Annotated in this window: 20 protein-coding genes and 1 pseudogene; 7 read left to right on the plus strand and 14 right to left on the minus strand. The window is 57.7% G+C overall.

Features of this window, described 5'->3' with window-relative positions; genetic code table 11:
* Positions 1 to 43 precede the first annotated feature (43 nt).
* The 4 genes from ubiG (at position 44) to yfaE (ending at position 4,993) form a co-directional block, all read left to right on the plus strand.
* Positions 44 to 772, plus strand: a complete 729-nt coding sequence (ubiG, locus tag J2Y91_RS00600) for a bifunctional 2-polyprenyl-6-hydroxyphenol methylase/3-demethylubiquinol 3-O-methyltransferase UbiG (protein WP_048915473.1) — start codon at positions 44 to 46, stop codon at positions 770 to 772.
* A 447-nt stretch (positions 773 to 1,219) separates the two neighbouring features.
* Positions 1,220 to 3,505, plus strand: a complete 2,286-nt coding sequence (gene nrdA / locus J2Y91_RS00605; protein WP_048915472.1) for a class 1a ribonucleoside-diphosphate reductase subunit alpha — start codon at positions 1,220 to 1,222, stop codon at positions 3,503 to 3,505.
* 91 nt (positions 3,506 to 3,596) lie between these two features.
* Positions 3,597 to 4,727 carry a class Ia ribonucleoside-diphosphate reductase subunit beta gene (nrdB, locus tag J2Y91_RS00610; RefSeq protein WP_048915471.1) on the plus strand — a complete coding sequence of 377 codons (1,131 nt, stop codon included), beginning with the start codon at positions 3,597 to 3,599 and terminating at the stop codon, positions 4,725 to 4,727.
* Positions 4,728 to 4,732: 5 nt separating this feature from the next.
* Complete coding sequence (gene yfaE, locus J2Y91_RS00615) at positions 4,733 to 4,993, plus strand: class I ribonucleotide reductase maintenance protein YfaE (RefSeq protein WP_048915470.1); 261 nt, start codon at positions 4,733 to 4,735, stop codon at positions 4,991 to 4,993.
* Positions 4,994 to 5,080: 87 nt separating this feature from the next.
* Here yfaE and J2Y91_RS00620 read toward each other — a convergent pair whose 3' ends face one another.
* From J2Y91_RS00620 to elaB, 8 genes are all read right to left on the minus strand, one after another.
* Positions 5,081 to 6,271 (minus strand): nicotinamide mononucleotide deamidase-related protein YfaY, encoded by a 1,191-nt coding sequence (locus J2Y91_RS00620; protein ID WP_048915469.1) that lies wholly within the window; start codon positions 6,269 to 6,271, stop codon positions 5,081 to 5,083.
* A 103-nt stretch (positions 6,272 to 6,374) separates the two neighbouring features.
* Positions 6,375 to 7,769 carry an o-succinylbenzoate--CoA ligase gene (menE, locus tag J2Y91_RS00625; protein ID WP_253539413.1) on the minus strand — a complete coding sequence of 465 codons (1,395 nt, stop codon included), beginning with the start codon at positions 7,767 to 7,769 and terminating at the stop codon, positions 6,375 to 6,377.
* Positions 7,757 to 8,731, minus strand: coding sequence for an o-succinylbenzoate synthase (menC, locus tag J2Y91_RS00630; protein WP_253536799.1), 975 nt, complete (start codon positions 8,729 to 8,731; stop codon positions 7,757 to 7,759). Before menC ends, menE begins: the two co-directional genes overlap by 13 nt.
* Positions 8,731 to 9,588: a 1,4-dihydroxy-2-naphthoyl-CoA synthase gene (gene menB, locus J2Y91_RS00635; protein ID WP_133623213.1), complete on the minus strand. Its 858-nt coding sequence runs from the start codon at positions 9,586 to 9,588 to the stop codon at positions 8,731 to 8,733. The genes menC and menB overlap by 1 nt, the downstream gene beginning before the upstream one ends.
* 9 nt (positions 9,589 to 9,597) lie before the next feature.
* Complete coding sequence (gene menH, locus J2Y91_RS00640) at positions 9,598 to 10,362, minus strand: 2-succinyl-6-hydroxy-2,4-cyclohexadiene-1-carboxylate synthase (protein ID WP_099754609.1); 765 nt, start codon at positions 10,360 to 10,362, stop codon at positions 9,598 to 9,600.
* Positions 10,362 to 12,053: a 2-succinyl-5-enolpyruvyl-6-hydroxy-3-cyclohexene-1-carboxylic-acid synthase gene (gene menD / locus J2Y91_RS00645; RefSeq protein WP_253536801.1), complete on the minus strand. Its 1,692-nt coding sequence runs from the start codon at positions 12,051 to 12,053 to the stop codon at positions 10,362 to 10,364. The genes menH and menD overlap by 1 nt, the downstream gene beginning before the upstream one ends.
* A gap of 72 nt (positions 12,054 to 12,125) precedes the next feature.
* On the minus strand, positions 12,126 to 13,382 hold the full coding sequence (locus tag J2Y91_RS00650; RefSeq protein WP_133623211.1) for an isochorismate synthase: 1,257 nt from the start codon (positions 13,380 to 13,382) through the stop codon (positions 12,126 to 12,128).
* A gap of 126 nt (positions 13,383 to 13,508) precedes the next feature.
* Positions 13,509 to 13,820, minus strand: a complete 312-nt coding sequence (gene elaB, locus J2Y91_RS00655) for a stress response protein ElaB (RefSeq protein WP_048915462.1) — start codon at positions 13,818 to 13,820, stop codon at positions 13,509 to 13,511.
* Between the two features lie 331 nt (positions 13,821 to 14,151).
* Here elaB and J2Y91_RS00660 point away from each other — a divergent pair, with 331 nt between their 5' ends.
* The 3 genes and pseudogenes from J2Y91_RS00660 (at position 14,152) to J2Y91_RS00675 (ending at position 19,173) form a co-directional block, all read left to right on the plus strand.
* Positions 14,152 to 15,807 carry a glucan biosynthesis protein D gene (locus J2Y91_RS00660; RefSeq protein ID WP_133623210.1) on the plus strand — a complete coding sequence of 552 codons (1,656 nt, stop codon included), beginning with the start codon at positions 14,152 to 14,154 and terminating at the stop codon, positions 15,805 to 15,807.
* 356 nt (positions 15,808 to 16,163) lie between these two features.
* Positions 16,164 to 18,517 (plus strand): annotated as a pseudogene (locus J2Y91_RS00670) (M23 family metallopeptidase).
* Positions 18,514 to 19,173: a hypothetical protein gene (locus J2Y91_RS00675; protein ID WP_253536803.1), complete on the plus strand. Its 660-nt coding sequence runs from the start codon at positions 18,514 to 18,516 to the stop codon at positions 19,171 to 19,173. Before J2Y91_RS00670 ends, J2Y91_RS00675 begins: the two are co-directional and overlap by 4 nt.
* A 136-nt stretch (positions 19,174 to 19,309) precedes the next feature.
* Here J2Y91_RS00675 and nuoN read toward each other — a convergent pair whose 3' ends face one another.
* The 6 genes from nuoN to nuoI form a co-directional block, all read right to left on the minus strand.
* A complete protein-coding gene (gene nuoN / locus J2Y91_RS00680) occupies positions 19,310 to 20,767 on the minus strand; it encodes an NADH-quinone oxidoreductase subunit NuoN (protein ID WP_048915460.1) in 1,458 nt (485 codons plus the stop codon).
* Between the two features lie 6 nt (positions 20,768 to 20,773).
* Positions 20,774 to 22,294 carry an NADH-quinone oxidoreductase subunit M gene (nuoM, locus tag J2Y91_RS00685; protein ID WP_253536805.1) on the minus strand — a complete coding sequence of 507 codons (1,521 nt, stop codon included), beginning with the start codon at positions 22,292 to 22,294 and terminating at the stop codon, positions 20,774 to 20,776.
* A 213-nt stretch (positions 22,295 to 22,507) separates the two neighbouring features.
* Positions 22,508 to 24,346, minus strand: a complete 1,839-nt coding sequence (gene nuoL, locus J2Y91_RS00690; protein WP_048915458.1) for an NADH-quinone oxidoreductase subunit L — start codon at positions 24,344 to 24,346, stop codon at positions 22,508 to 22,510.
* Complete coding sequence (nuoK, locus tag J2Y91_RS00695) at positions 24,343 to 24,645, minus strand: NADH-quinone oxidoreductase subunit NuoK (protein WP_048915457.1); 303 nt, start codon at positions 24,643 to 24,645, stop codon at positions 24,343 to 24,345. The genes nuoL and nuoK overlap by 4 nt, the downstream gene beginning before the upstream one ends.
* On the minus strand, positions 24,642 to 25,196 hold the full coding sequence (gene nuoJ / locus J2Y91_RS00700) for an NADH-quinone oxidoreductase subunit J (protein ID WP_253536807.1): 555 nt from the start codon (positions 25,194 to 25,196) through the stop codon (positions 24,642 to 24,644). Before nuoJ ends, nuoK begins: the two co-directional genes overlap by 4 nt.
* 10 nt (positions 25,197 to 25,206) lie before the next feature.
* A complete protein-coding gene (gene nuoI, locus J2Y91_RS00705; RefSeq protein ID WP_048915455.1) occupies positions 25,207 to 25,749 on the minus strand; it encodes an NADH-quinone oxidoreductase subunit NuoI in 543 nt (180 codons plus the stop codon).
* Between the last annotated feature and the right edge of the window lie 9 nt (positions 25,750 to 25,758).

Here is a 25,758-nt window from a genome sequence, read left to right on the forward strand (position 1 = left end):
AAACTTGTATACTGCGGCAAACTTTGGCCGGAGTCATACCCCAATGAAAGCAGAACAAAACGCGGGCGCGCAGAACGTAGATCGCGGCGAGATCGCCAAATTTGAAGCAGTAGCAACACGCTGGTGGGACCTGGATGGCGAATTTAAGCCGCTGCACCGGATCAACCCCCTGCGCCTCGGCTGGATTGCTCAGCACTGCGACGGGCTGTTTGGTAAAAAGATCCTCGACGTCGGCTGCGGCGGCGGCATCCTGGCGGAGAGCATGGCACGTGAAGGTGCTAACGTCACCGGGCTGGACATGGGCGCGGAGCCGTTACAGGTCGCCCGTCTGCACGCGCTGGAAAGCGGTGTAACCATTGATTACGTGCAGCAAACGGTTGAAGAGCACGCCGAACAGTTCGCCGGGCAGTATGACGTGGTGACCTGTATGGAGATGCTGGAGCACGTGCCGGACCCGCGCTCTGTGGTTCACGCCTGCGCCAGGCTGGTGAAACCCGGCGGCGAAGTGTTCTTCTCTACGCTGAACCGCAACAGCAAAGCCTGGCTGATGGCGATTATCGGCGCTGAGTACGTGCTGCGCATGGTGCCGCGCGGAACGCACGACATCAAAAAATTCATCCGCCCCGGCGAACTGCTGAACTGGGTTGACGAAACCCCACTGCGCGAGCGCCATATCATTGGCCTGCACTACAACCCGCTGACCAACCACTTCAAGCTGGCCCCTGGCGTTGATGTGAACTACATGGTTCACACGCACCGCGCAATTGACTGACCCATCAGGGGGTGGATACCACTCCACCCCTGCCAGATCTTTTTCGTCTTACAACTGTCATCACGGCTGAGTTAGGGTTACCCCATCACGACAATTATTGCTGTGAGGCGTCTCAATACGCCGCATTTTTCAGCAAAGAAATTCAGGAAATATCGGGGATGAACAAGAAACCCGCGCTCGATCAAATTTCTAAAAAATTTCTCAAACCATTGACATCGACTGTGGGCCTTGAGAAACGTGGACTTAGGAAAAATACCCACCCTGCGACAGTAGTTTCACCTGAAAATCAAGCCTTGTTAAGCACGCGGAAATTACTAGAATACTCACCATATTGTTAGTCAGTCTTCCCTCACCCCCTATATATAGTGTTTATCCACAGAGTTACTCACAACGAGCAAGCTGTGTATAAACGTGGGGATTATTTGTTAAGGACAGGTAAAACGCGACATGAATCAGAGTCTGCTTGTAACCAAACGCGACGGCCGCACCGAACGCATCGATCTCGATAAAATCCACCGTGTTCTCGACTGGGCTGCCGAAGGTCTGCAAAACGTCTCCGTTTCGCAGGTTGAACTGCGTTCACACATCCAGTTCTACGAAGGTATTCGCACCTCCGACATTCATGAAACGGTGATCAAGTCTGCCGCTGACCTGATCTCGCGTGATGCACCTGATTACCAGTACATGGCCGCCCGCCTGGCCATCTTCCACCTGCGTAAAAAAGCCTACGGCCAGTTCGAGCCGCCGAAGCTGATCGAGCAGGTCAAACGCATGGTCGATATGGGCAAATATGACCCTCACCTGCTGGAAGATTACAGCGCGGAAGAGTTCGAGCAGATGGACGGCTTTATCGACCACTGGCGCGACATGAACTTCTCCTATGCGGCAGTCAAGCAGCTGGAAGGTAAATACCTGGTGCAGAACCGCGTCAGCGGTGAGATCTACGAGAGCGCGCAGTTCCTGTATATCCTCGTGGCCGCCTGCCTGTTCTCTGGCTACCCGCGTGAAACCCGTCTTGATTACGTCAAGCGTTTCTACGATGCGATCTCCACCTTTAAGATTTCGCTGCCGACGCCAATTATGTCCGGCGTGCGCACCCCGACGCGCCAGTTCAGCTCCTGCGTACTGATTGAGTGCGGCGACAGCCTTGATTCCATTAACGCCACCTCCAGCGCGATTGTGAAGTACGTTTCTCAGCGTGCCGGTATTGGCATTAACGCCGGTCGCATCCGTGCGCTGGGCAGCCCGATCCGCGGCGGTGAAGCATTCCACACCGGCTGCATTCCGTTCTATAAGCACTTCCAGACCGCGGTGAAGTCCTGCTCTCAGGGCGGCGTGCGCGGCGGTGCAGCGACCCTGTTCTACCCAATGTGGCATCTGGAAGTGGAAAGCCTGCTGGTGCTGAAGAACAACCGCGGCGTTGAAGGCAACCGCGTGCGTCATATGGACTACGGCGTGCAGCTGAACAAGCTGATGTATCAGCGCCTGCTGAAGGGTGAAGAAATTACTCTGTTCAGCCCGTCCGACGTGCCTGGCCTGTATGACGCGTTCTTCGCCGATCAGGATGAGTTTGAGCGCCTGTACACCAAATACGAGAAAGACGACAGCATCCGCAAGCAGCGCGTGAAGGCGGTGGATCTGTTCTCGCTGATGATGCAGGAACGCGCCTCTACCGGCCGTATCTACATTCAGAACGTTGACCACTGCAACACCCACAGCCCGTTTGACCCGGCAATCGCGCCAGTGCGCCAGTCTAACCTGTGCCTGGAGATCGCACTGCCGACCAAACCGCTGCTGGATGTTAACGACGAAAATGGCGAAATCGCGCTCTGTACGCTGTCGGCGTTTAACCTCGGCGCGATTGAGAGCCTGGACGATCTGCAGGAGCTGGCAACCCTGGCGGTGCGTGCGCTGGATGCCCTGCTCGACTACCAGGACTACCCAATCCCGGCCGCGCAGCGTGGCGCAATGGGCCGCCGTACTCTGGGTATTGGCGTGATCAACTACGCTTACTACCTGGCGAAGAACGGCGTGCGTTACTCCGACGGCAGCGCTAATGTCCTGACGCACCAGACCTTTGAAGCCATTCAGTACTGGTTGCTGAAAGCCTCTAACGATCTGGCTATCGAACAGGGTGCCTGCCCGTGGTTTAACGAAACCACCTATGCGCAGGGTATTATGCCGATCGACACCTATAAGAAGGACCTGGATGCGATCTGTGATACGCCGCTGCTGCTGGACTGGGAAGCGCTGCGTGAATCGGTGAAAACCCACGGCCTGCGCAACTCTACGCTCTCTGCCCTGATGCCGTCTGAGACCTCTTCCCAGATCTCGAACGCCACCAACGGTATTGAACCACCGCGCGGTCATATCAGCATTAAAGCGTCGAAAGACGGCATTCTGCGTCAGGTGGTGCCAGAGTATGAGCGCCTGAAAGATAACTACGAACTGCTGTGGGATATGCCAAATAACGACGGTTACCTGCAGCTGGTCGGCCTGATGCAGAAATTTATCGACCAGGCAATTTCATCCAACACCAACTACGACCCGACGCGCTTCGCCAACGGTAAGGTGCCGATGAAGCAGCTGCTGAAAGACCTGCTGACTGCCTATAAGTTTGGCGTGAAAACGCTTTACTACCAAAACACCCGTGACGGTGCGGAAGATACGCAGGAAGATCTGGCGCCATCGATTCAGGATGACGGCTGTGAAAGCGGCGCCTGCAAAATCTGATAACGGTGGGTCAGGCATGCCTGGCCCCTATGCGCAACATTGACTCTGTAGGGGTCGGGCATGCCCGACCCTGAAGCATTTGGACTGAATCATGGCTTACACCACATTTTCGCAGAATAAAAATAACCAACTGTTAGAACCGATGTTCTTCGGACAGCCGGTAAACGTGGCGCGTTTCGACCAGCAGAAATATGACATCTTTGAAAAGCTGATCGAAAAGCAGCTCTCTTTCTTCTGGCGCCCGGAGGAAGTGGACGTCTCGCGCGATCGTATTGACTATCAGGCGCTGCCAGAGCACGAAAAACACATCTTTATCAGCAACCTGAAGTATCAGACTCTGCTGGACTCCATTCAGGGACGCAGCCCGAACGTGGCGCTGCTGCCGCTGATCTCGATCCCGGAACTGGAAACCTGGATTGAAACCTGGGCGTTCTCTGAGACTATCCACTCGCGTTCGTACACCCATATTATTCGTAATATCGTTAACGACCCGGCGCTGGTCTTTGACGATATCGTCACCAACGAGCAGATCCTGTCACGCGCCAAAGATATCTCTGGCTACTACGACGATCTGATCGAAATGACCAACTACTGGCATCTGCTGGGTGAAGGCACGCACCAGGTGGCGGGCAAAACCGTGACCGTCAGCCTGCGCGCGCTGAAAAAGCAGCTCTATATCTGCCTGATGAGCGTCAACGCGCTGGAAGCGATCCGCTTTTACGTCAGCTTCGCCTGCTCTTTCGCCTTTGCCGAGCGCGAACTGATGGAAGGCAATGCCAAAATCATTAAGCTGATCGCCCGCGATGAAGCTCTGCACCTGACCGGCACTCAGCATATGCTGAACCTGCTGCGCAGTGGGGAAGACGATCCGGAAATGGCCGAGATTGCTAAAGAGTGCCGTCAGGAGTGCTACGATCTGTTCGTGCTGGCTGCCGAGCAGGAGAAAGAGTGGGCGGAGTATCTGTTCAGCGGCGGTTCAATGATTGGCCTGAACAAGGATATTCTGTGGCAGTACATTGAGTACATCACCAACATCCGTATGAACGCTGTTGGTCTGGATCTGCCGTTTAAAACCCGCTCGAACCCGATCCCGTGGATCAACTCGTGGCTGGTGTCCGATAACGTGCAGGTTGCTCCGCAGGAAGTGGAAGTCAGCTCTTACCTGGTCGGACAGATCGACTCTGAAGTCAACGCCGACGACCTCAGCGACTTCGAACTGTAATTCTGATGGCACGCTCTACCATTACGCTGCGCACCACCGGTGCGCAGCTTGAATGCCATGATGAACACCCTTCCCTGCTGGCTGCGCTGGAATCGCACCGCGTCTGCGTGGAGTATCAGTGCCGCGAAGGCTACTGCGGCTCCTGCCGGATGCGCCTGTTGAAAGGGGAAGTGAGCTACAGCGCGAAACCGCTGGCCTTTGTGCAGCAGGGTGAGATTTTGCCATGCTGCTGTAAGGCCGAGGGTGATATTGAGATCGAGCTGTAGAACGGGTCGGGCATGCCCGACCCCTACACGATCTGGCGTAGGGGCTGACCTTCTTTTTCGGTCAGCCCGTATTGAAACGCCCAAATCTTATAACGTTTCCACCACATCTATCCAGCCATGCCCGGTGCTGACGGACTGACCGTTCAGCCAGCGGCGCAGCATATTCATCGCCAGCATGGCCACCATATCCTGCCGTGCCTTCAGATCGTGACGGTTGACGTTGAACTTCACCTTCTGGGCAAAGGTGCCATCCGGCGTGTGCAGCGCAAAGCCTAAACGATCGTCCTCAATGCCGCCCACCAGCAGCGCCACAGCGGAACCGCTGCTGGCTGCCAGCTGGCGCGCACGCTCGGCCATGTTCTGCAGCGGCTCGGCCTGATTCGGCAATATGTTGCCCGCGGCCAGCGCGGCGCCGGCGGAGATCAGCTGCCACTGCAGCAGCCCGGCGCTGAACTGTTCGCTGACGGCCAGCGTAAGGTTGCGCGCCTGCAGACGGCGCGCCAGCTGCTGCGGTAAGGTCTCAAATCCTTCAAAAATCACGCTGTCGCCCGCTATCTCGCGCACCTGCTGCCAGAACTGCTCCATTTCCGGCAGTTTTTCCGCCGGGCCGTTCAGCTTCAGTTCGATAATCGGCATCGAGGCGCGATAGCCCATCACCACGCCTTCCGGCAGCGGCAGCGGTTCAATGTCGGATGCCAGATCGCTCTCGCCACGGCCAAAAGTGGTCATGCGCAGGCAGACCGGCGGCTCTGGCAGCTGATAACGGGCTTTCAGGCGCGGCAGGATCTGGTCCATCACCATCACTTTATATTCGGAAGGGACGCCGGGGGTGAAGAAGATCCAGCAGCGGTTAAGCTGCATGGCGAAACCGCAGGCGGTGCCGACCGGATTGTCGATCATCTCGGCCCCTTCCGGGATCTCCGCCTGCTTACGGTTGCTGGCGGCCATCGCCTTGCCGCGGCTGGCGAAGAAAGCTTCCATTTTAGCCAGCCACTCGGGGTGAATTTTTAGCGCCACACCGGCGGCGGTCGCGGCGGCCAGCGCGCTCAAATCGTCGCTGGTCGGGCCAAGACCGCCGTTGACGATCAGCACGTCAGCCACTTTGCTGCGTTCGGTCAGCACCGTGACCAGTTCCTGCAGGCTGTCGCCCACCGTCTGGCGGCTGGTCATCGGTAAACCGTGTTCAAACAGCACTGTCGCCAGCCAGGCCGCGTTGGTATCGACGATCTGGCCGTGCAGCACTTCATCGCCGGTTGCGAGCATTTCCACTCTTATCATGTTGTTCTCCGGTGTACTCAGGGCATAACACGGTGGACTGTGTCCCGTAACTGGTCGTGGTGCCGTCGCAGTGCCAAACTCACGCACAGTTATGGAACACAGTCTAGGAAGCCCTTTGCGGAAACACAACGTCAATTTCCTGCTGCTGCTGCTGCGCCACCCACTGCATCAGCCGGCGGCGCGATGGCTTGATGCCACCGCAGCCGAGCGCTGGCAGCGTATACCACTTAACCGGGCGCTGCCAGGCAGCCAGCTGCGGCAGCGCCCATGCGGCCAACGGTGCCATTGCCACCCCGTCATTCACCAGCGCCACCGGCCGGCTGCCGTATTCATCATCTTCCAGCGCGACCACGACTGCCTGCGTCACCTGCGGATGCCGCAGCAGCAGGCGCTCAATCACTTCCGGCTGCACGGCTTCTGCGCCACAAAAAAACAGGTTATCCCGCCGGCCAAGAACGCAGAGTTCATCCAGGCGCCACGCACCGAGATCGCCGCTGTGCAGCCAGCCGTCGGCATCCGTCAGCGGACGCAGCTGACCCTGCTGCCAGTAACCGAGCGCCAGCGTGGGCGAGCGTAGCCAGATCTCACCGTTGATAATCCTGACCTCCTGCCCGTCGAGCGGCTTCCCGACGCCCGGACGGTCGTCTGCACGTTTGGCGCTGACGGTCGAGGCGCTTTCCGTCATGCCATACCCGCAGAAGCAGCGGATGCCCGCTGCCTCCGCCCGCTGCACCAGCTCGCTGGCGATAGCTGCGCCTCCCAGCAGCACCGAGCGCAGCATTGCCGGGCGCTCCGGCTGGCGCAGCAGTCGCCACAGTTGGGTTGGCACCAGCGAAGCGAAACTGCTGCGCGCCAGCGCGGCGCTAAACCCGGCACTGTCCACCAGCGTTAATGTCGCCCCGCTGACCAGCCAGCGCCAGAGAATGCCCAATCCGGAAACGTGAAACAGCGGCAGCGACAGCAGCCAGCGGTCGCGCGCGCTGAACTCCATCAGTGCGATCACCGCTGCAGCACTGTGCAGATGGGCCGCAATCGTGTGCGCTGCGGCTTTTGGCAACCCGCAGGAACCCGAGGTCAGCGTCAGGGTTGCCAGCGCTGCCGGCTGCCAGGGGTGAATAACATGGCCTGCGCGCCGCAGGTGCAGCAGCGCAGGCGGGTTCAGGCAGCCAGCGCCTGCGCTGCCGACGCTGAAATCGGCGCGGAGGTTGGGTAACAGCATTTCCAGCTGGCTGTCCGGCAGCTGGGGATTAAGCGCCAGCACCCGGGCGCCGCAGGCGAGCAGGCTTAGCCAGCTCACGACCGCCTGCAGACTGTTGGCACTGCGCAGTATCACCAGGTTACCCGGCTGCACGCCCTGCTGGCGAAACCCCTGAGCGTGCTGGACAATTTCCTGCTCCAGCTGCTGCCAGTTGAGCGTGACGTCACCCGCATCGATGGCCTGCGCCTGCGGGCATCTGCGCGCCCAGTGACGCCACGGCCAGTCAGTCAGTGCTGCCACAGACATGTTAAAACCTCCCTGTCGGTCACGGGCACCGCCACGGGTAGCGCACTGCCGGGCCAGCAGCGCAACAGCTGCTGCTGCATCAGCTGCAGCGTGTCGAGCCCCGGGATGATGCCCGGCGTGAGCCAGTGTGCCAGCCGTGCCAGCTGGGTCAGACCGAGGCTCGACTCCAGCGCGCTGCTGATTACCGCGGTTAATCCCTGTGATTTGGCCCATGCCACCTGCTGCTGCACGCGCTGAATGCTGCCGGTCAGCGTTGGTTTGATCACCACCGCGCTGACGCCCGGTGCTGCTGCCAGCGGCCCCTCGCGCAGGCTCTCATCCCAGGCAACAGCGATGGATGTTTGCTGGGCAAATGCGAGGCTTTCCGCCATGTTGCGGCACGGCTCTTCGATAAAGGCGATGCGCCCGCGCAGCTCGGGTGAGACGTAGCGGGCAAACTGCAGCGCTTTTTCCAGGCTCCAGCTGCGGTTCGCGTCCAGCCGCAGCGTCAGGTTAGGTAGCGCCTCCAGCAGCAGGTTGGCCTGCATCCCGTCGCGCACCGCTTCATACAGCCCAACTTTCATTTTTGCCAGCGGCTGCGGCAGCTGGCGCAGCCGCTGGAACAGCTCATCCGGGTCGCCGCTGCACAGTAAGGCGGTACGATACTCGCCTGCGGTGGGCAGCGTGCCATCCAGCTCGGCAAGCGCACAGCTGATGCCAAATGCGACGGAAGGCAGATCGCTCTCTGCGGGATGAGAACCGGCGCGCCATGCCGCCAGCCAGGCACGGCAGGCCTGCTCTGCCTGCGCGGGCGTTTCCACGCTGAACTCTGGCAGCGGCGCAATCTCACCCCAGCCCTCACCGCGTTGGTCACGCAGCTGGATCAGCAGGCCCTGGCGCGCTGTTAACCGCTGATGGCGCAGCACGACCCCCGCTTCCAGCGGGATCTGATAGCGATACAGTGCGACCGCACGCATCAGGGATTGCGCCGGAAGTGGCTGAAATCGGGCGAGCGTTTTTCATTGAAGGCGTTGCGCCCCTCCTGCCCCTCTTCGGTCATGTAGAACAGCATGGTGGCGTTGCCCGCCAGCTCCTGCAGCCCGGCCTGGCCGTCACAATCGGCATTGAGCGCCGCTTTCAGGCAGCGCAGCGCCATCGGGCTGTTCTGCAACATTTCGCGGCACCAGCGCACGGTTTCCTGCTCCAGCTGCGCCAGCGGGACGACGGTGTTCACCAGCCCCATCGCCAGTGCCTGCGGTGCGCTGTACATGCGGCACAGGAACCAGATTTCCCGCGCTCTCTTCTGCCCGACAATGCGCGCCATATAGGCTGCGCCCCAGCCGCCGTCGAATGAACCGACCTTCGGGCCGGTCTGACCAAACTGTGCGTTATCCGCTGCGATAGTCAGATCGCACATCATATGCAGTACGTGCCCCCCGCCGACGGCATAGCCGGCTACCATTGCCACCACCGGCTTCGGGCAGGTGCGGATCTGGCGCTGCAGGTCGAGCACGTTGAGGTGATGCACCCCGGCATCATCCTGATAACCGCCGTAATCGCCGCGGATTTTCTGATCGCCGCCCGCGCAAAACGCCAGTTCGCCCTCGCCGGTGAGGATAATCACGCCGACCGCCGGGTCGCGCCGCGCGTTATCCAGCGCCTGCTGAATTTCGCTAATGGTCAACGGGCGAAAAGCGTTGCGCACCTCCGGGCGGTTAAGGGTAATTTTTGCTATGCCGTCGCTCGACTTGTGATAGCGGATATCGCGGTAGTCCGCTGCGCAGTCGTGCCATTCGACGGGTGCCGTCAGCAGGCTTTCATCGGGGTAGATCATCGAAGTTCCTTAATGATAATTGAGCACGCGAGCGAGCTGATGGGCAAAAGCCAGCGGGTTCGCCAGGTGAGAGTTGTGGCCGGCAGCGGGGATCACCGCCGGGGGCAGCGCGGCCTGAAGCGCCAGCTGCAGGAATTTTTGATCCCACTCACCGCACAGATAGCGGAACGGGAAACTTTTCTGCCGTAGCTCCGGCAGGAGCCACGGCTGCGCCGACAGCGACGTGGCCTCCAGCATCGCGGCCAGCCCTTCACCGCGATTATCCAGGCGGCGAGCCACCAGGCGCTGGCGCTCAATCGGGGTCAGCTCGGCAAAGACCGGCTGCTGATACCACTGGCACAGCGCCTGCTCCAGCGGCTGCTGGCGAAAGCGCTGCGCCCAGCAGAGATCGTGCTCCCTGCGGGTCGCGCGCTCTGAGGGCGAAGCGAGGCCAAAATGTCCGGCTTCGACCAGTAACCCCATCAGTCCCTTCCCGGCATGGCGGCAGGCGTGGTAAAGCGCCAGCCGCCCGCCGAGCGAATAGCCAATCAGCCAGTAGCGCTTAACCTGGTGATAATCCAGGGTGGCGTTAAGCCGCTGCGACAGCTCATCAAAGCCGTTAACGCTTTGCGCGCGCGAACCACCATGCCCGGGGAGATCAACGCTGAGCAGCGGCCAGTGGCTGAAATAGCGCTGTACCGGCTGCCACTCCTGCGCGCTGCCGAGAAAACCGTGCAGCCAGACCAGCACCGGGCGCGTGCTGTGATGATGCCCCTGCCAGTGCGCATGGAGCATCACAGGGTCACCACTTCTCTGGCGCAGCAGGCCAGGGTTTGCGCGCCGTCATCGCCATTGACCACCACTTCGACCAGCGTGACGCCGCCGTTAAAGCCCTGCTGCACCGCCTGTTGCAGCGCCAGCCAGCTGGCCACGCGCTGGAACTGCAGACCAAACAGCGCCGCCGCATGGCTGAAGTCCGCCTGCGGCGGCAGGGCAAACAGCGAAGCGCGCTGCGCAGGCGGCGTCGGCAGCAGCGAGAAGATCTGCCCTCCCTGATTGTTGACCACCAGGATCACCACCGGAGCCGGGGCCTGCAGCAGCAGCGCCAGGCTGTTAAGATCGTACAGCGTGGAGAGGTCGCCCAGCAGCACCAGCAGCGGCTGGCCGTTGCCGCGCTGGGTGCCCGCCGCCGTCGCCAGCAGGCCATCAATACCGCTGGCACCGCGATTGCAGTACACCGGATATCCGGCCGGCAGCGAGGCAAAGGCATCCACCAGCCGGATCGACAGGCTGTTACCGAGAAACAGCGCGCCTTTTTCCGGCAGCAGTTCGGGCAGACGATGCGCCAGCTGCGCCTCGCCGAAGTGGTGCAGATGCTGATGAAGATAGCGCCGGGTGCGCTGCGCCAGCGCATCAAGCTGCGGGCACCAGGGCTGGCGCGGCTGGGCCGGATGGTGCTGTAACCAGCGATCGATCTGCACTTCCATCCGCCGCCCGCGCGGGCATGCCGGGTTACGCTGGCCGGGCAGAGGATCAACATGCCAGTAGCTCTGCGCCCGGCAGTTGGCCTGGTAGCCGAGCAGGTTTTTCCCGGTCAGGCTGCTGCCAAACTGCAGCACAATCTGCGCGGCATCCAGCGCCCGCTGTGCATCGGGATGTGCCAGCCACAGCGCGGCGGCCGGTAATGGTTGCCCACATTGCGCAATCACATCACCCAGCAGCGGCCAGCCCAGCTCTGCGGCCCACTGCCCCACCAGCACGCCCTCGGCCGCCGTCATTCTTCCCGCAATCACCACGCCACGCTTCTGCCGCCAGAACAACCAGTCGGCTTCGGTCGGGATATTCACAGTGCGAGCGTAATGCAGCCAGGGATCCCGGCTCTGCCACCAGTCGCCCAGCGCCTGCTGCCAGCCAGGGAAATCATCGCTCTGCTCAGCGTACAGCGGCTCGGCAAACGGACAGTTAATATGAACCGGACCGTGACGCGGGTTTGCCAGCAGCGTATCCAGCGCGCTAACCAGCCAACGCGCCGGGATCTCCGCCGTCGGGCGCGGCAAATTGAGGGAGCCTGCGAGGTGAGATGCAAACAGGCCAGGCTGTTCGGTCGCCTGATTGGCGCCGCAGTGGATCAATTCTGGCGGGCGGTCGGCGCTGATAATGACCAGTTTTTCTCCGGTCAGCTGCGCTTCCACCACCGCCGGATGCAGGTTCGCCACCGCCGTGCCGGAGGTGACAATAATCGCCACCGCCTGGCGGGTTGATTTCGCCAGACCCAGCGCCAGAAAGCCCAGCCCGCGCTCGTCAAAATGGGTGTGGCACACCAGCTTTTGGTTTGCCGCGGCGGCCAGCGCCAGCGGCGCCGAGCGTGAACCGGGTGCAATGCAGACGTGGTGGATGCCGTGGCGCGTGAGCGTCTCCAGCAGCACCTCTGCCCAGCAGCGATTAAACGCTGCCTGTGAACTCCCCTGCGACCTCGTTTGCTGCATAGCCACTCCGCATCAAAAACCCTGCTGCTATTATAAGCAGCTGTTCTGCGCCCTTTTTGATTTGAACCCGTATTACGCCGGGTTTTCACCACTGAATAAGCAGCCAAGCGTCGCTGCCTTATGCTCAACTTCCTGCCACTCCCGCTGCGCATCGGAGCCGCTGACAATGCCCGCTCCGGCATACAGCCGCGCCTGATTTCCCCGTACTTCGGCACAGCGCAGCACCACCGCGAACTCACTGTGGTGCAGGGAGAGATAGCCAATTGACCCGCTGTACCAGCCGCGCTGAAATGACTGATGCTGATGAATGAACGCAGCGGCCGCGCGGCGCGGTAAGCCATAGACGGCGGCGCTCGGCTGCAGGCGGGACACGCAGCGTGCGTCATCGCTGTGGCGCAGCGTGGCGTGAATGCTGCGCCGCAGGTGCTGCAGGTGACGCAGCGGCAGCAGTTCCGCAGCCGCGACGTCGAGCGCCGTCACCTCATCGGCCAGCCGCTGGCGGATATCCTCAACCACCAGCTGGTTTTCCCACTGATTTTTACCGTCGGTCAGCAGGCCAGCCTCAGCAATATCGGCGGTACCCGCCAGGGCTTCGCTCCACAGTTCCGTGCCATGCCGGGCATATAATCTTTCCGGGCTGGAGCCTGCCAGTGCCCGATCTTCGGCGGTGGCCAGCATAAAGTGATAACAGCGCGGGTTGATCTGCTGACTGGCGGCCAGCAGCGCTGCAGCTGAGAGCGGCTGCGCGCAGGTGAAATCACTGGCGCGGGCCAGCACGACCTTATCCAGTTCGCCAGCGCGAATGGCCTGCAGGGCGCGCTCAACCTGCTGGCACCAGCCGGATTTATCCGGCTGCGTATTGACGCTGATTGCGCGGGGTAACGGTGGCAGCGGCTGTGACGGCAGCAGGCCGTCGAGCCAAGCCAGCAGGCGCCGGGCTTCCTGATACAGGGAGGTCTCGCTGAGTAAGTGAAGGCTCAGCCACTGCCCGCTGTCGTCCTGTCGCAGGCTGAGGATCGGCAGAAACAGGTAGCTGTCGCCATCGACGGCGTTCGCCCCGACCAGCTGCCAGTGCGGCGGGAGTGCGTGAAGTCGTGCGGTCGCCCGATCCATCGAGCGGCAAACATCCCGCGCCCCAAGCGCCATTAAGGTGCTCTGCCCGCAGCGCGACTGCCAGTAAAACTGCGGCCAGCAGCGCTGGCTACCCAGCCACGCCAGCGCGTCGACCTCCCCTGACAGAGAGACGCGTAGCTGCAGCGCGCCGGGGGCATCACTCGAAATCTCAATAAGCTGGTCACGCAGTTGATGCAGCGCACGGACGAACGGCAAGGGAACCTCGGCAGTAAACGGGCCAGGCGCACATTTTAATGAAGGGAAAAACGGGGAATATTGATCTCAGTGGGGCAGAATGAAAACAGGCGCCGAAGCGGCGCCTGAATCACGAGCAATTAACGCTTAGCGTCGAGCCAACAGCAGCCCGACGACCAGGCCAAGGGTGGCACCGACGCCAATACCCTGCCACGGTTTATCATGCACATACTCGTCGGCGCGCGTGACAGCCTGCTTAGCGCGCACATAGTAGGTATCAGACGCGTTGCTGACGCGGGATTTCACTTCATTCAGTGATTTTTCCGCTTTCGCTTTCAGCTCCATGTATTTCTGGTCTGCCGGGTCGCCCGATGATTTCAGTACTTGTTCCAGCGTTTCAGTCAGTAACGCCAGGTCGTCATCCAGTCGAGTTTCATGTGGTTCAGTTGTTGTTGCCATTTCCATTCTCCTTGGGCGAATAACATACGTTGATAACTATAGACAGTATTTGCCGCTCTGCCTGGCTAAAGCGACCAGGAATGCGCTGAGAATCGCGCAGAAGGTTGCCATAAGGCGCGTGTATTTGTGCTTCAGGCGCGGTAAACCAACGAATAAACACGGGAAATCACTGCGGCAGTTAGATTTATCTGATAAATTTTGCGTGAACTGAATTATCAACCCGGCTCGCTGTCGTAACTCCCTGTAACCGGGCTAAATCCGGCCAAGCGAATGCGTGCAAACGCACGACAGTCACTACAAACTCCGTTCACCTGAGGAAATTATTTCCGGCATGAATCGAAGAATGTTTATGAAAGCGTCAATGGCATTCGCTACCGTAAGTGGGATGTCAGGACTCTCCGCGTTATTCTCCCAGGCTGCCTGGGCGGAAGATGGGATTGCCGACGGAACCGCTAAGCGTTTTGACTTTGACGTCCTGAAAAAAATGGCTGCCGGCATGGCAAAACAGGCCTATGGCGGCGCTCCGGCCCCGCTGCCGGAAACGCTGGCAACGCTGACTCCGCAGGCCTATAACGAAATCCAGTACGATGCAAACCACTCGCTGTGGAACGGCATTGACAATCGTCAGCTCGACGTTCAGTTCTTCCATGTGGGCATGGGCTTTAAACGCCGTATCCGCATGTTCTCCGTTGACGGCGCCAGCCGTGAGGCGCGTGAAATCCACTTCCGCCCGGAGCTGTTCAACTACAACAATGCCCACGTGGATACTCAGCAGCTGGAAGGCAAAAACGACCTCGGCTTTGCCGGTTTCCGCGCGTTTAAAAAACCGGAACTGGCAAAACGCGACATCGTTTCGTTCCTTGGCGCCAGCTATTTCCGCGCGGTAGATGAAACCTACCAGTACGGGCTGTCGGCACGCGGCGTAGCGATCGATACCTTTACCAGCAAAGAAGAGTTCCCGGACTTCACTGCCTTCTGGTTCGAAACGCCAAAAGCAGACGACACCACGTTTGTGATGTATACCCTGCTGGATGGCCCAAGCTGCACCGGCGCATTTAAATTCACCATCCACTGCGAAGAGAAACGCGTGGTGATGGAAGTGGAAAACCACATTTATGCGCGTAAAGATATTCAGCAGCTGGGTATCTCTCCCATGACGACCATGTTTAGCTGCGGCAATAACGAACGCCGCATGTGCGACACCATCCATCCGCAAATTCACGACTCCGACCGCCTGGCGATGTGGACCGGTAGCGGTGAGTGGATCTGCCGCCCGCTGAACAACCCGCAGCGCCTGACCTTTAACGCTTATCAGGACGAAAACCCGCGCGGTTTCGGCATGTTACAGCTTAATCATGACTTCCAGGATTATCAGGACGTGATTGGCTGGTACAACAAGCGCCCGAGCCTGTGGGTTGAGCCGGTCGGCAAGTGGGGCAAAGGGGCGATTAACCTGATGGAGATCCCGACTACGGGTGAAACGCTGGATAATATCGTCTGCTTCTGGCAGCCGGCGGACGCCATCAAAGCGGGCAGCGAACACAGCTTCTCCTACAAACTTTACTGGAGCGGCCTGCCGCCGGTTCGTAGCGGTCTGTCACGGGTGAATGCGACGCGCACCGGAATGGGCGGCTTCCCGGAAGGCTGGGCGCCGGGCGAACACTATCCCGACGTCTGGGCGCGCCGTTTTGCGGTCGACTTCGTGGGTGGCGATCTGAAAGCGGCGGCCCCGAAAGGGATCGAGCCGGTGATCAACGTCAGTGGCGGCACCCTCAAGCAGGTTGAGATCCTCTACGTCGAGCCTATCGACGGCTACCGCATCCTGTTTGACTGGTATCCTGACAGCGACTCCACCGCACCGGTGAATATGCGCCTGTTCCTGCGCACCAAAGATGAGACGCTGAGCGAAACCTGGCTGTATCAGTATTTCCCCCCACCGCCGGACAAGCGTAAGTATATTGATGACCGCGTGATGACGGCGGGTTAAATAAGTTAATTGACTGGCCAGAATACCTGGCCAGTCTGATGATATCTAATCAATAATGTTTCATGCTGAAATCTCAGCGTTGTTAACCCCCTCTTGTGATTACTGTCGGCATTAGCGCAATTAATGCCTGTTCATTAATTAGCCGCGCGTGATACTTTTCCCACTCAGATTGAGAGGAAATCCAGGAGGGATACCATGTCGTTACACCCGTTGATCCATATTGCGTCTTTTACATCTTCACTCAATTCCCGCTTTCGATTAAACGTCCTTGTATTAAATCAACAACCTTCAAAATCGACTTTAATGCATTTCCTCAATGCTTTAGCGACCAGCGGTATCGACGAGAGGGTGAATAAATGATTATCAGCCCCCCGATGCTGCGTGATAAAAACTACGGCGAAAGTGATATTGACTGGGTGATGCGTATGATCCCCATTGCCCCTCAGCGTAACTATCCGATTAACACCCATCAGTCATGGCACGGCGGTGTGCATCTCAGGCACGCAGACAGTGGGCCCAGGCCCGAGTATATCCGCGCGATTGCCGATGGAACGGTCGTATCCTTCCGCCCGTCGAACCTGGATATGCGTGATAAGCCACCGCTGAATTATAACGGTGGTTCTGACTGTGGTTATGTCTTGCTTAAACATGAAACGGAAACGGGCAGCGGTGAACAGGGCAAGGTGACGTTTTACTCTCTGTATATGCATGTGAAAGATATTTCCGATGCAATGCAGAAAAATGACCGAATTTACCGCAAGGACCCACTGGGCACCGTCGGACGGGTTGATGCCCGGAATGGTGTTCACTTCCAGATATTTGTGACGATGCCAATCTGCAAAAATTAGTCGGTCGTACCACCCCAGAACTGGATATCAGCCACGATGGTCGCCGGGACGTGGTATACGGCGATATTCATTTTTACCTGCCGCCAGGCACCCGATTCTATCCATCACGACCGGATAACAATGCCCCGCAGTCACGTGAAGATGCCGTTTATCAAAGTGAGCAACCGCTGTACGTCACTATGGCCTTTGAACAAGGCAACGGCAGTATAACCACCCGCTGTAAGGTTCCTGCTCCGGGTGTGGGTTATGCAGAAGTGGGTGAAACACTGGTTAATGCGGATGTGGACGATAATGACGGAGGGTATGAGTCGCTACTTTACGATCTGGCTAAAAAGTTATATCCAGATAATCCTTCAGCCGGTTACGAACTGCTGCGCTTTGGCCGAATTATCCATCCCGATCGTGAAACGCTGATGCCCGATAATGCGCCATTATGGCGCACAGTTAACTACCCCGGCGGGCACGGATGGGTCAATATTGCTGCGGCTGAAATCAAAAAATTCAGTGATGCGGATTTCCCGCACTGGCTGGGCTGGCTGCTGATTGATGACGATCCCGATGATAACAGCCAGTGGAATTCACCAAGCCTGTTCGCGATGAACGGCGAAGACTTAAGCCGCACTATCTGCCACTTTCCGTTTGAGTGGAACGAAGACAGCGTAGAAACCCGCTATAGCTGGCTGAAATCGCAGGAAATCGCGACAAGCATAGCCCGCCGCCAGGCTGTGCATCGCGCACAGACCACAGACAGCGGGGAGCAGAGCGATACATCATGGCACTCCTCCAGGTTGGAGGAGTTTGATAAACCAGTTACTGCGCCCTCCGCCTGGGAGCTGGCAGCCAGCCAGGTGGTGCTGGCAGAAGATGACTGGGATAAGCTGATCGCCCATGCCAGGGCACTGTGCTTTAACAGCACAGCGTGCGGGCTGCCTGCCGGGCGCGTCTGGCACTTTGAGCCACGCCAGTTTATTGCTCATTTTCGCCGCTGTTCCTGGTTAAGTAAGGCTGAATTTAAGCAGACTATCCCCTCTTATGCCATGCGCCTTGTCGGAAAAATTTACCACTGGGAACCGGTCCATCTTAATGAGGGGGATGGTTCCGTCTTCTCACTGCATTATCAACAACTCAATATCGCCATGCGTAAATACGGTATTAACACCCCGTGGCGCATGGCGTGCTTCCTCGGGAATGCCTGCCAGGAGACGCAGTGGTTTAGCACCACCGCGGAAGGCTACCGCTACAGCAGAAAAAGTGCTTTAAGCGGGCAAACGGAATATTACAACGCCTGGTACTATCCGTGGCACGGGCGCGGATTTTTACAGCTGACCAACCCTGACAACTATTTTAGCTATTTCAGCTTTCGCGGTTACCACTATCCGCAAGCTATCCGCAACACGCTGGTGGCGGCCTACCGCCGTATAGCGAATAACCGTGCACTGCGCGACGGTGATACCTCGCTGTATGATGAGAACCAGCCGGAGCTTAGCACAGAGATTATCGGCTGGCGTGAACAGGTTAACACCGGGAGCTATCAACCAGCTGACAGTGCGGGGTTTTATTGGGTTAAAGCGGGAATGGCCGCCTATGCCGATCAGGAGCACGTTCTGGAACGTCAGCTAATCTCAACGATCAGAGGAAGTAAGGTCTACTATCGCAGCCTGGCCTTCTGGCGGGCCAGCGCAGCGGTTAATCTCCCGACAAAGGTTGATAGAATAGATTATTCCGGCCTGAATGGTTTTGATGCACGCTGCTGCGCCTATGGTAATGCTCTTTCGGTGCTTACAGAAATAAGGTTCCCTGACTCAGAAAACCATTGCACGGTGGAAAACCCCGAATCCAATCAGTTGAGGAGGAATAAATGAAAGCGCTAATTTTTATATCTATAATATTAAGTTTCGCCGTCCATGCAGCTATCACACCAATGATTAAATTTCCTGAGTCATTCAATGAAAAAAAATACTCACCCCGGACCATTAGAGAAATTTCATTTGTACATTACATCCAGGAGTCAACTGCATGCAATAACGCAACATTTAATGATTACTACTTCCCCGCAAGAAAGAAATACTCCTGGCCCAGCCGAGGAGATGAACCTGAGACAAAACCCATAAAAGAGTGGTTTTGTCTTTATGCTAATGGCATCCGTGAAGCGGGGTATGACGTTAGCGTAAAGCAGAAAGTTGTATTCAGCACAAAAAATAACAGCTGGGAGCTGAGAAAAAGCGCTTACATCCATAAAGACCATAAAGAAAAAAAATATATTCCACTCAAGCTGTACAATATCCAGTCAACACACGCCAAAGGATTTATGGTTGTTGATGAAAATATCACCGAAGATAATAAGTCACAGCTGGGAGATAAAAACCTTAAAAAGAAAATCTATTTTTGCATGATTCAAAACAGCTCTGGATTGTGCGGATTTGGTAATTTAATGATAAACACTGATGGAAAAGAAGTCGATCTCACCCCTTACTTTCTGAAGTCACTGGAAAGTATGGAATTAGGCGTTAAAGAGTAAGTCATTATCAGTATTTCCCACCACCGCCGGACAAGCGTAAGTATATTGATGACCGCGTGGTGACGGCGGGTTAATCAAATTACAGGTAAAAAAAATCGGGCCACCAGAGCCCGATTTTTATTGGCAGAGCGCTGAACTACATCAGCGGCTGCGCCAGTTTCACCAGCGAGATCAGCGGCTGCGGGTAGATACCCAACGCCAGCACCAGAATCGCTGAAATCAGCACCACCACACCACCCGCGGTGAATGCCCAGTTTGCCGGGGTATCACGCTGCATCAACTCCGGCGGGTTGAGGTACAGGCTGACGGTCATACGCAGGTAGTAGTAAAGGCCGATGGCACTGCCCAGCACCACGGCGCCGGTCAGCCACCACAGATGCGCACTCACACCGACCGCAATGACGTAGAACTTACCGATAAAGCCAAGCGTCATCGGGATACCCGCCAGTGACAGCATCATCACGGTCATCACCGCGGCGAGGATCGGACGGTGCCAGAACAGACCACGGTAGGAGTACAGCGAGTCAGCATCCGGGCCACGGTAAGGGCTGGACATCAGGCTGACGACACCGAAAGCACCAAGGCTGCTGAACAGATAACCGGCCAGGTAAACGCCAACCGTCTCCATCGACAGCTGGTGAGTCTGCACGGCAATCAGCGCCACCAGCAGATAGCCGAGGTGAGCAATTGACGAGTAGCCCAGCATACGCTTGATGTTGGTCTGCGAAATCGCCATCAGGTTACCGAACAGCATCGACAGCACCGCCATGATGCCGAGTACGCTGCGCACGCCTTCGTTATCGGCCAGCGGTGCATACATAAACAGGCGCATCAGCACGCCAAAGATGGCGATTTTGCTGGCGGTAGCCAGGAAGGTCGACACCGGAGCCGGAGCCCCCTGATAGACGTCTGGCGTCCACAGGTGGAACGGAACCAGCGACAGCTTGAAGCCAAAGCCGACGATCATCATACCCAGACCCGCCATCAGCAGCGGCTCATGCAGTACGCCATCGTTCAGGCTCTTACCCAGCGAAACAAAGCTGAGGTTGCCCGAGTCCGCATACACCAGCGCCATACCGAACAGCAGGAATGACGATGCCGCTGCCGACAGGATGGTGTACTTGATCGCCGCTTCCAGCGAGCGTTTCTGCTGGAAGGCGTAACCCACCAGGCCAAACAGCGGCAGGGAGATCAGCTCAATACCGAGGAACAGCGAAGCCAGGTGATTGGCGCTGGCCAGCATCACACCGCCCAGGGTCGCAATCAGCACCAGCAGGTAGAACTCTTCGCGGTTATCCGGGTAACCCGCCAGCCACGGGTAGGCAAAGGTGCAGGTTGCCAGGCTGGCAAGAATAACCAGCCCGGTATACAGCATCGAATAGCTGTCCACGCGCAGCAGCGGGGTGACATCCATTGGCCCAGCCTGGCCGACAAAGTACAGCGAGAACAGCGCCAGGTTGAGGCCGATGACGGCCAGCGTCGCATTGACGAAGTGATTGCGTCGCCACGCAATGGACAGCATCACAACTACCACCGTCAATCCGACGATCAGCAGCGGTAAAAGCGCGATCAATTGTTGAGGAGTTATTGTCATGGCGAATTACGGCCTTGTAGTTGAAATTGAAGCAGAAAACCACTGCTGAATATTGCTCATCGCAGCATGCGAGGTATCCAGAATCGGCTGAGGATAAACACCCAGCAGCACCAGCAGGACCACCAGCACCATAATCATCAGGAACTCACGCGCTGACATCCCGCGCAGTGGCGTATCTGACTTTGGCGCACCGTAGTAAGCGCGTTGCATCATAATCAGTGAGTAAACCGAAGCAAACACCAGACCGAAGGTCGCGATGACGATGATCACCGGCACCGTCTGGAAGCTGCCCGTCAGGATCATAAACTCCCCGACGAAGTTACCCGTACCCGGCATCCCAAGGTTTGCTACCGCGAAGAACAGCGACAGGCCCGGTAACCATTTGATACGTGCCCACAGGCCACCCATCTGACGCATATCACGGGTGTGCAGGCGTTCATACAGCTGACCACAAAGGATGAACAGCGCAGACGCTGACAGGCCGTGTGCGATCATCTGTACCACCGCGCCCTGGAACGCCAGCTGGCTACCGGTGTAGATAGCAATCAGCACGAAGCCCATGTGGGAAATCGAGGTGTAAGCAATCAGGCGTTTGATATCGTACTGCGAGAAAGCCATCCACGCGCCGTAGAAGATACCAATAATCCCCAGCCACATGGCGATAGGGGCAAACTCGGCCGAAGCATTTGGGAACAGCGGCAGCGCGAAGCGCAGCAGGCCGTAAGCGGCGGTTTTCAACAGAATACCGGCAAGGTCAACCGAACCTGCGGTTGGTGCCTGGCTGTGCGCATCCGGCAGCCAGCCGTGCAGCGGAACCACCGGCATTTTTACCGCGAAGGCGATAAAGAAGCCCAGCATCAGCAGGTATTCCACGCCGTGCGACATTGGCGTTTTCAGCAGCAGTTCATAGTTGAACGTCCAGATGCCGGTCGCGTTGTAGTGCACAAACACCAGCGCCAGAATCGCAATCAGCATCACCAGACCGCTGGCCTGGGTATAGATGAAGAACTTGGTTGCGGCAGAAATACGCGTCTTCCCGTCGGAGGCTTTGTGGCCCCACAGCGCGATCAGGAAGTACATCGGCACCAGCATCATCTCCCAGAAGAAGAAGAACAGGAACATGTCCATGGCGAGGAACACGCCGATCACGCCACCGAGGATCCACAGCAGGTTAAGGTGGAAGAAGCCCTGCCATTTCTCAATTTCATTCCACGAGCAGAGGATCGCCATCAGGCCAAGCAACCCGGTCAGCACCACCATCAGCAGCGACAGACCGTCGAGCGCCAGATGGAACTCAATACCAAAGCGTGGGATCCACGGAACGGAGAACTCAGATTGCCACTGCGGAATACCCGCAGCCTGCGTCAGTGAGTAGCCACCCTGCAGCCAGAGCTGCAGTGAAAGCACCAGCGTCAGCCCCATTGCGATCAGTGCGATCCAGCGCGGCAGCTTGGGTCCGAAGCGCTCAAGCTGCCAGCACAGCAAGCCACCGACAAACGGGATCAATATAAGCCAAGGTAATAACATGGCGGGCCTTTCCCTTTTTTGTCCCCTGCGTGAGCTATCTTGCTCGGTATTTTGCTTCCCGGCAGTGCTCGCAATGCTCACATACAAAAGTATGCTGCGCTTGCTCTGCGCTGGCGGTAAACAAACTCCCTTCGCCGATAACGCTCATCATTCAGGAGAATATTTTCAACATTTATATCAGGGTGAACATAAATTCACCCCACTCACGAACCTTTACATCACCATCAGCAGAGCCAGCACCACCACGGCGCCGATGCTCATTGAGGCCAGATACCAGCGCAGGTAGCCGTTTTCACTGATCACCAGGCCTTTGTTTGCGCCACGCGCCAACAGTGCCGGGATGTTCATCAGGGCATTTAGCGGGTCACGCGACAGCAGCCAGGCCACGCCGAGGTAAGGCTTAACGAAGATTTTGTCGTACAGCCAGTCGAAGCCCCAGGCAGCAAACCACCAGGTCGAGAAGAAACGGCCTGGCGCGCTGTTGGCGATCGAAGTCACCAGCGTGCGTTTGCCCAGCCACAGCGCGGCAGCCAGCAGAATGCCGACAATCGCGACCACGCCAGAGGCAATCTCCAGCGTCAGCACGCTGCCGTGCGCCAGTTCAGCGGTATCCGGCAGTACGCCTTTCAGCGGCGGCACAATCATCGCGCCAATAAAGGTTGAGAGAATTAACAGCACGATCAGCGGCAGATGATGAGTAATCCCTTTGCCGGCGTGAGCGTGAATTTGTTCTTTCCCGTGGAAAGTAATGAAGATCATACGGAAGGTGTAGAGCGAGGTCATAAAGGCCCCGGCCAGACCGGCAATCATCAGGTTAAGATGACCATTAGCCAGTGCCCCTGCCAGAATCTCATCCTTACTGAAGAAGCCTGCAGTGATCAGCGGCAGGGCAGACAGCGCGGCGCCCCCGACCAGGAAGCAGACATACACCAGTGGGATACTTTTACGCAAGCCGCCCATTTTGAAGATGTTCTGCTCATGATGGCAGGCAAGGATCACCGAACCCGAGGAGAGGAACAGCAGCGCTTTGAAGAACGCATGGGTCATCAGGTGGAAAATCGCCGCATCCCAGGCCTGAACGCCGAGCGCCAGGAACATATAGCCAATCTGACTCATGGTCGAATAAGCCAATACGCGCTTGATATCGGTCTGCACCAGCGCCGCAAAGCCTGCCAGCACCAGCGTCACCGCACCAACGATACCGACCAGATGCAGCACTTCCGGCGTCATCAGGAACAGGCCGTGAGTACGGGCAATCAGATAGACACCTGCGGTGACCATGGTTGCCGCGTGGATCAGTGCAGATACCGGGGTTGGGCCCGCCATCGCATCGGCCAGCCAGGTCTGCAATGGCAGCTGGGCTGATTTACCGACCGCACCCCCTAACAGCATCAGGGTTGCCCACATCAGCATATGGTTATCGGCAGCAAAGTGTGCCGGCGCCAGCTCGACCATCTCGCGGAAGTTCAGCGTACCCAGCTCGTTGTAAAGAATGAACAACGCAAATGCCAGGAACACGTCACCCACGCGGGTCACGATAAAGGCCTTCATCGCCGCCGCACCGTTTTTCGCTTCGGTGTAGTAGAAACCGATCAGCAGGTACGAGCAGAGACCCACGCCTTCCCAGCCGAGATACATCAGCATCAGGTTATCGGCCAGTACCAGAACCACCATGCTGGCGATAAACAGGTTGGTATAGGCGAAGAAGCGCGAGTAGCCCTCCTCCCCACGCATGTACCAGGAGGCGAACATATGGATGAAGAAGCCGACACCGGTGACCACGGACAGCATAGTCAGCGACAGCCCATCCAGCGTCAGGCTGACGCTGATGTTGTAGTTACCTACGTGGATCCAGGTCCACAGCAGCTGATTAAATACCTGCTGGCCGTTGGCAAAGAAGTCCATGCCAACATAGAGCGTGACCAGCGCGGCCAGACCGACAGAGCCCATCCCGACGGTAGCGGCCAGATTTTCTGACCAGCGACCACGGGAAAATGCCAGCAGTAAGAAGCCAATCAGCGGAAACAGGATTGTTAAATAGAGAAGGTTCATCCGCGCATCTCACTCACTTTATCAATGTTGAGGGTCTGACTGCGGCGATGCAGCTGCAGCAGCAGCGCCAGGCCAATACTGGCCTCAGCCGCAGCCAGGCTGATTGCCAGGATATACATCACCTGACCGTCTGCCTGACCCCAGTAGCTCCCCGCCACCACAAACGCCAGTGCTGCGGCGTTAATCATGATTTCGAGACCAATCAACATAAACAGCAAGTTACGGCGAATAACCACGCCCGTGAGTCCGAGGACAAACAGAATGGCCGCCAGAATAAGTCCATGCTGCAGAGGGATCATACCTGCTCCTCCTTGTTACTTTTCACTTTGTCCGCCGGGCGGTTGCTCAGCACCTCACCAGCGCGCTGCTCGCGACCGATGTGGAAGGCCACGACCAGGCCTGCCAGCAGCAGCATGGAAGCCAGCTCGACGGCCAGAACATAAGGACCAAACAGGCTGATGCCGACGGCTTTTGCATCGATCATCGTGCCGTCAATGCCCTGGTCATTAATGCTACGGATGGCGTAAACCAGCACCACCAGCAGGACAAACGACAGCACGGCTGGCCCGATCCACATAGACGGTTGCAGCCAGCGGCGCTCCTGCTCGATCTCCTGGCCGCCAAGATTCAGCATCATCACCACGAAGACGAACAGCACCATGATGGCACCCGCATACACAATGATCTCCAGCGCACCGGCAAAGTAAGCGCCGAGCGAGAAGAACACACCGGCGACAGCCAGCAGAGAAATAATCAGGTACAGCAACGCATGTACCGGGTCTGTGTGGGTGACAACGCGCAACGTCGCCAGCACCGCTACCAGTCCGCAAAGATAAAACGCAAATTCCATGCCTGGCTCCTTAAGGTAACAAGCCCTTGACGTCGATGGGTTTGGCTTCGTTTTCTGCGTCGCCTTTGTCTTTGCCGTCGATCGCCATACCCGCCATCCGGTAAAAATTGTATTCCGGGTATTTGCCCGGGCCGGAAATCAGCAGGTGTTCTTTTTCATACACCAGATCCTGACGCTTGAACTCACCCAGTTCGAAATCTGGGGTAAGCTGAATCGCAGTGGTCGGGCAAGCCTCTTCACACAGGCCACAGAAGATGCAGCGCGAGAAGTTGATACGGAAGAATTCCGGATACCAGCGGCCGTCGGCCATCTCTGCTTTTTGCAGCGAGATACAGCCCACCGGGCAGGCTACGGCACACAGGTTACAGGCAACGCAGCGTTCCTGGCCGTCCGGATCGCGCGTCAGCACGATACGCCCACGATAACGTGGCGGCAGGTAAACCGGCTCTTCCGGGTACATCATGGTTTCGCGTTTGGCGAAGGCATTCATACCTATCAGCCAGATACTGCGTACGGTTGTCCCGAAACCAACGACAAGGTCTTTTAATGTCATGTTCTTAAC

Origin of the sequence: Erwinia aphidicola, assembly GCF_024169515.1 — a bacterium.
GTDB lineage: Bacteria > Pseudomonadota > Gammaproteobacteria > Enterobacterales > Enterobacteriaceae > Erwinia > Erwinia aphidicola.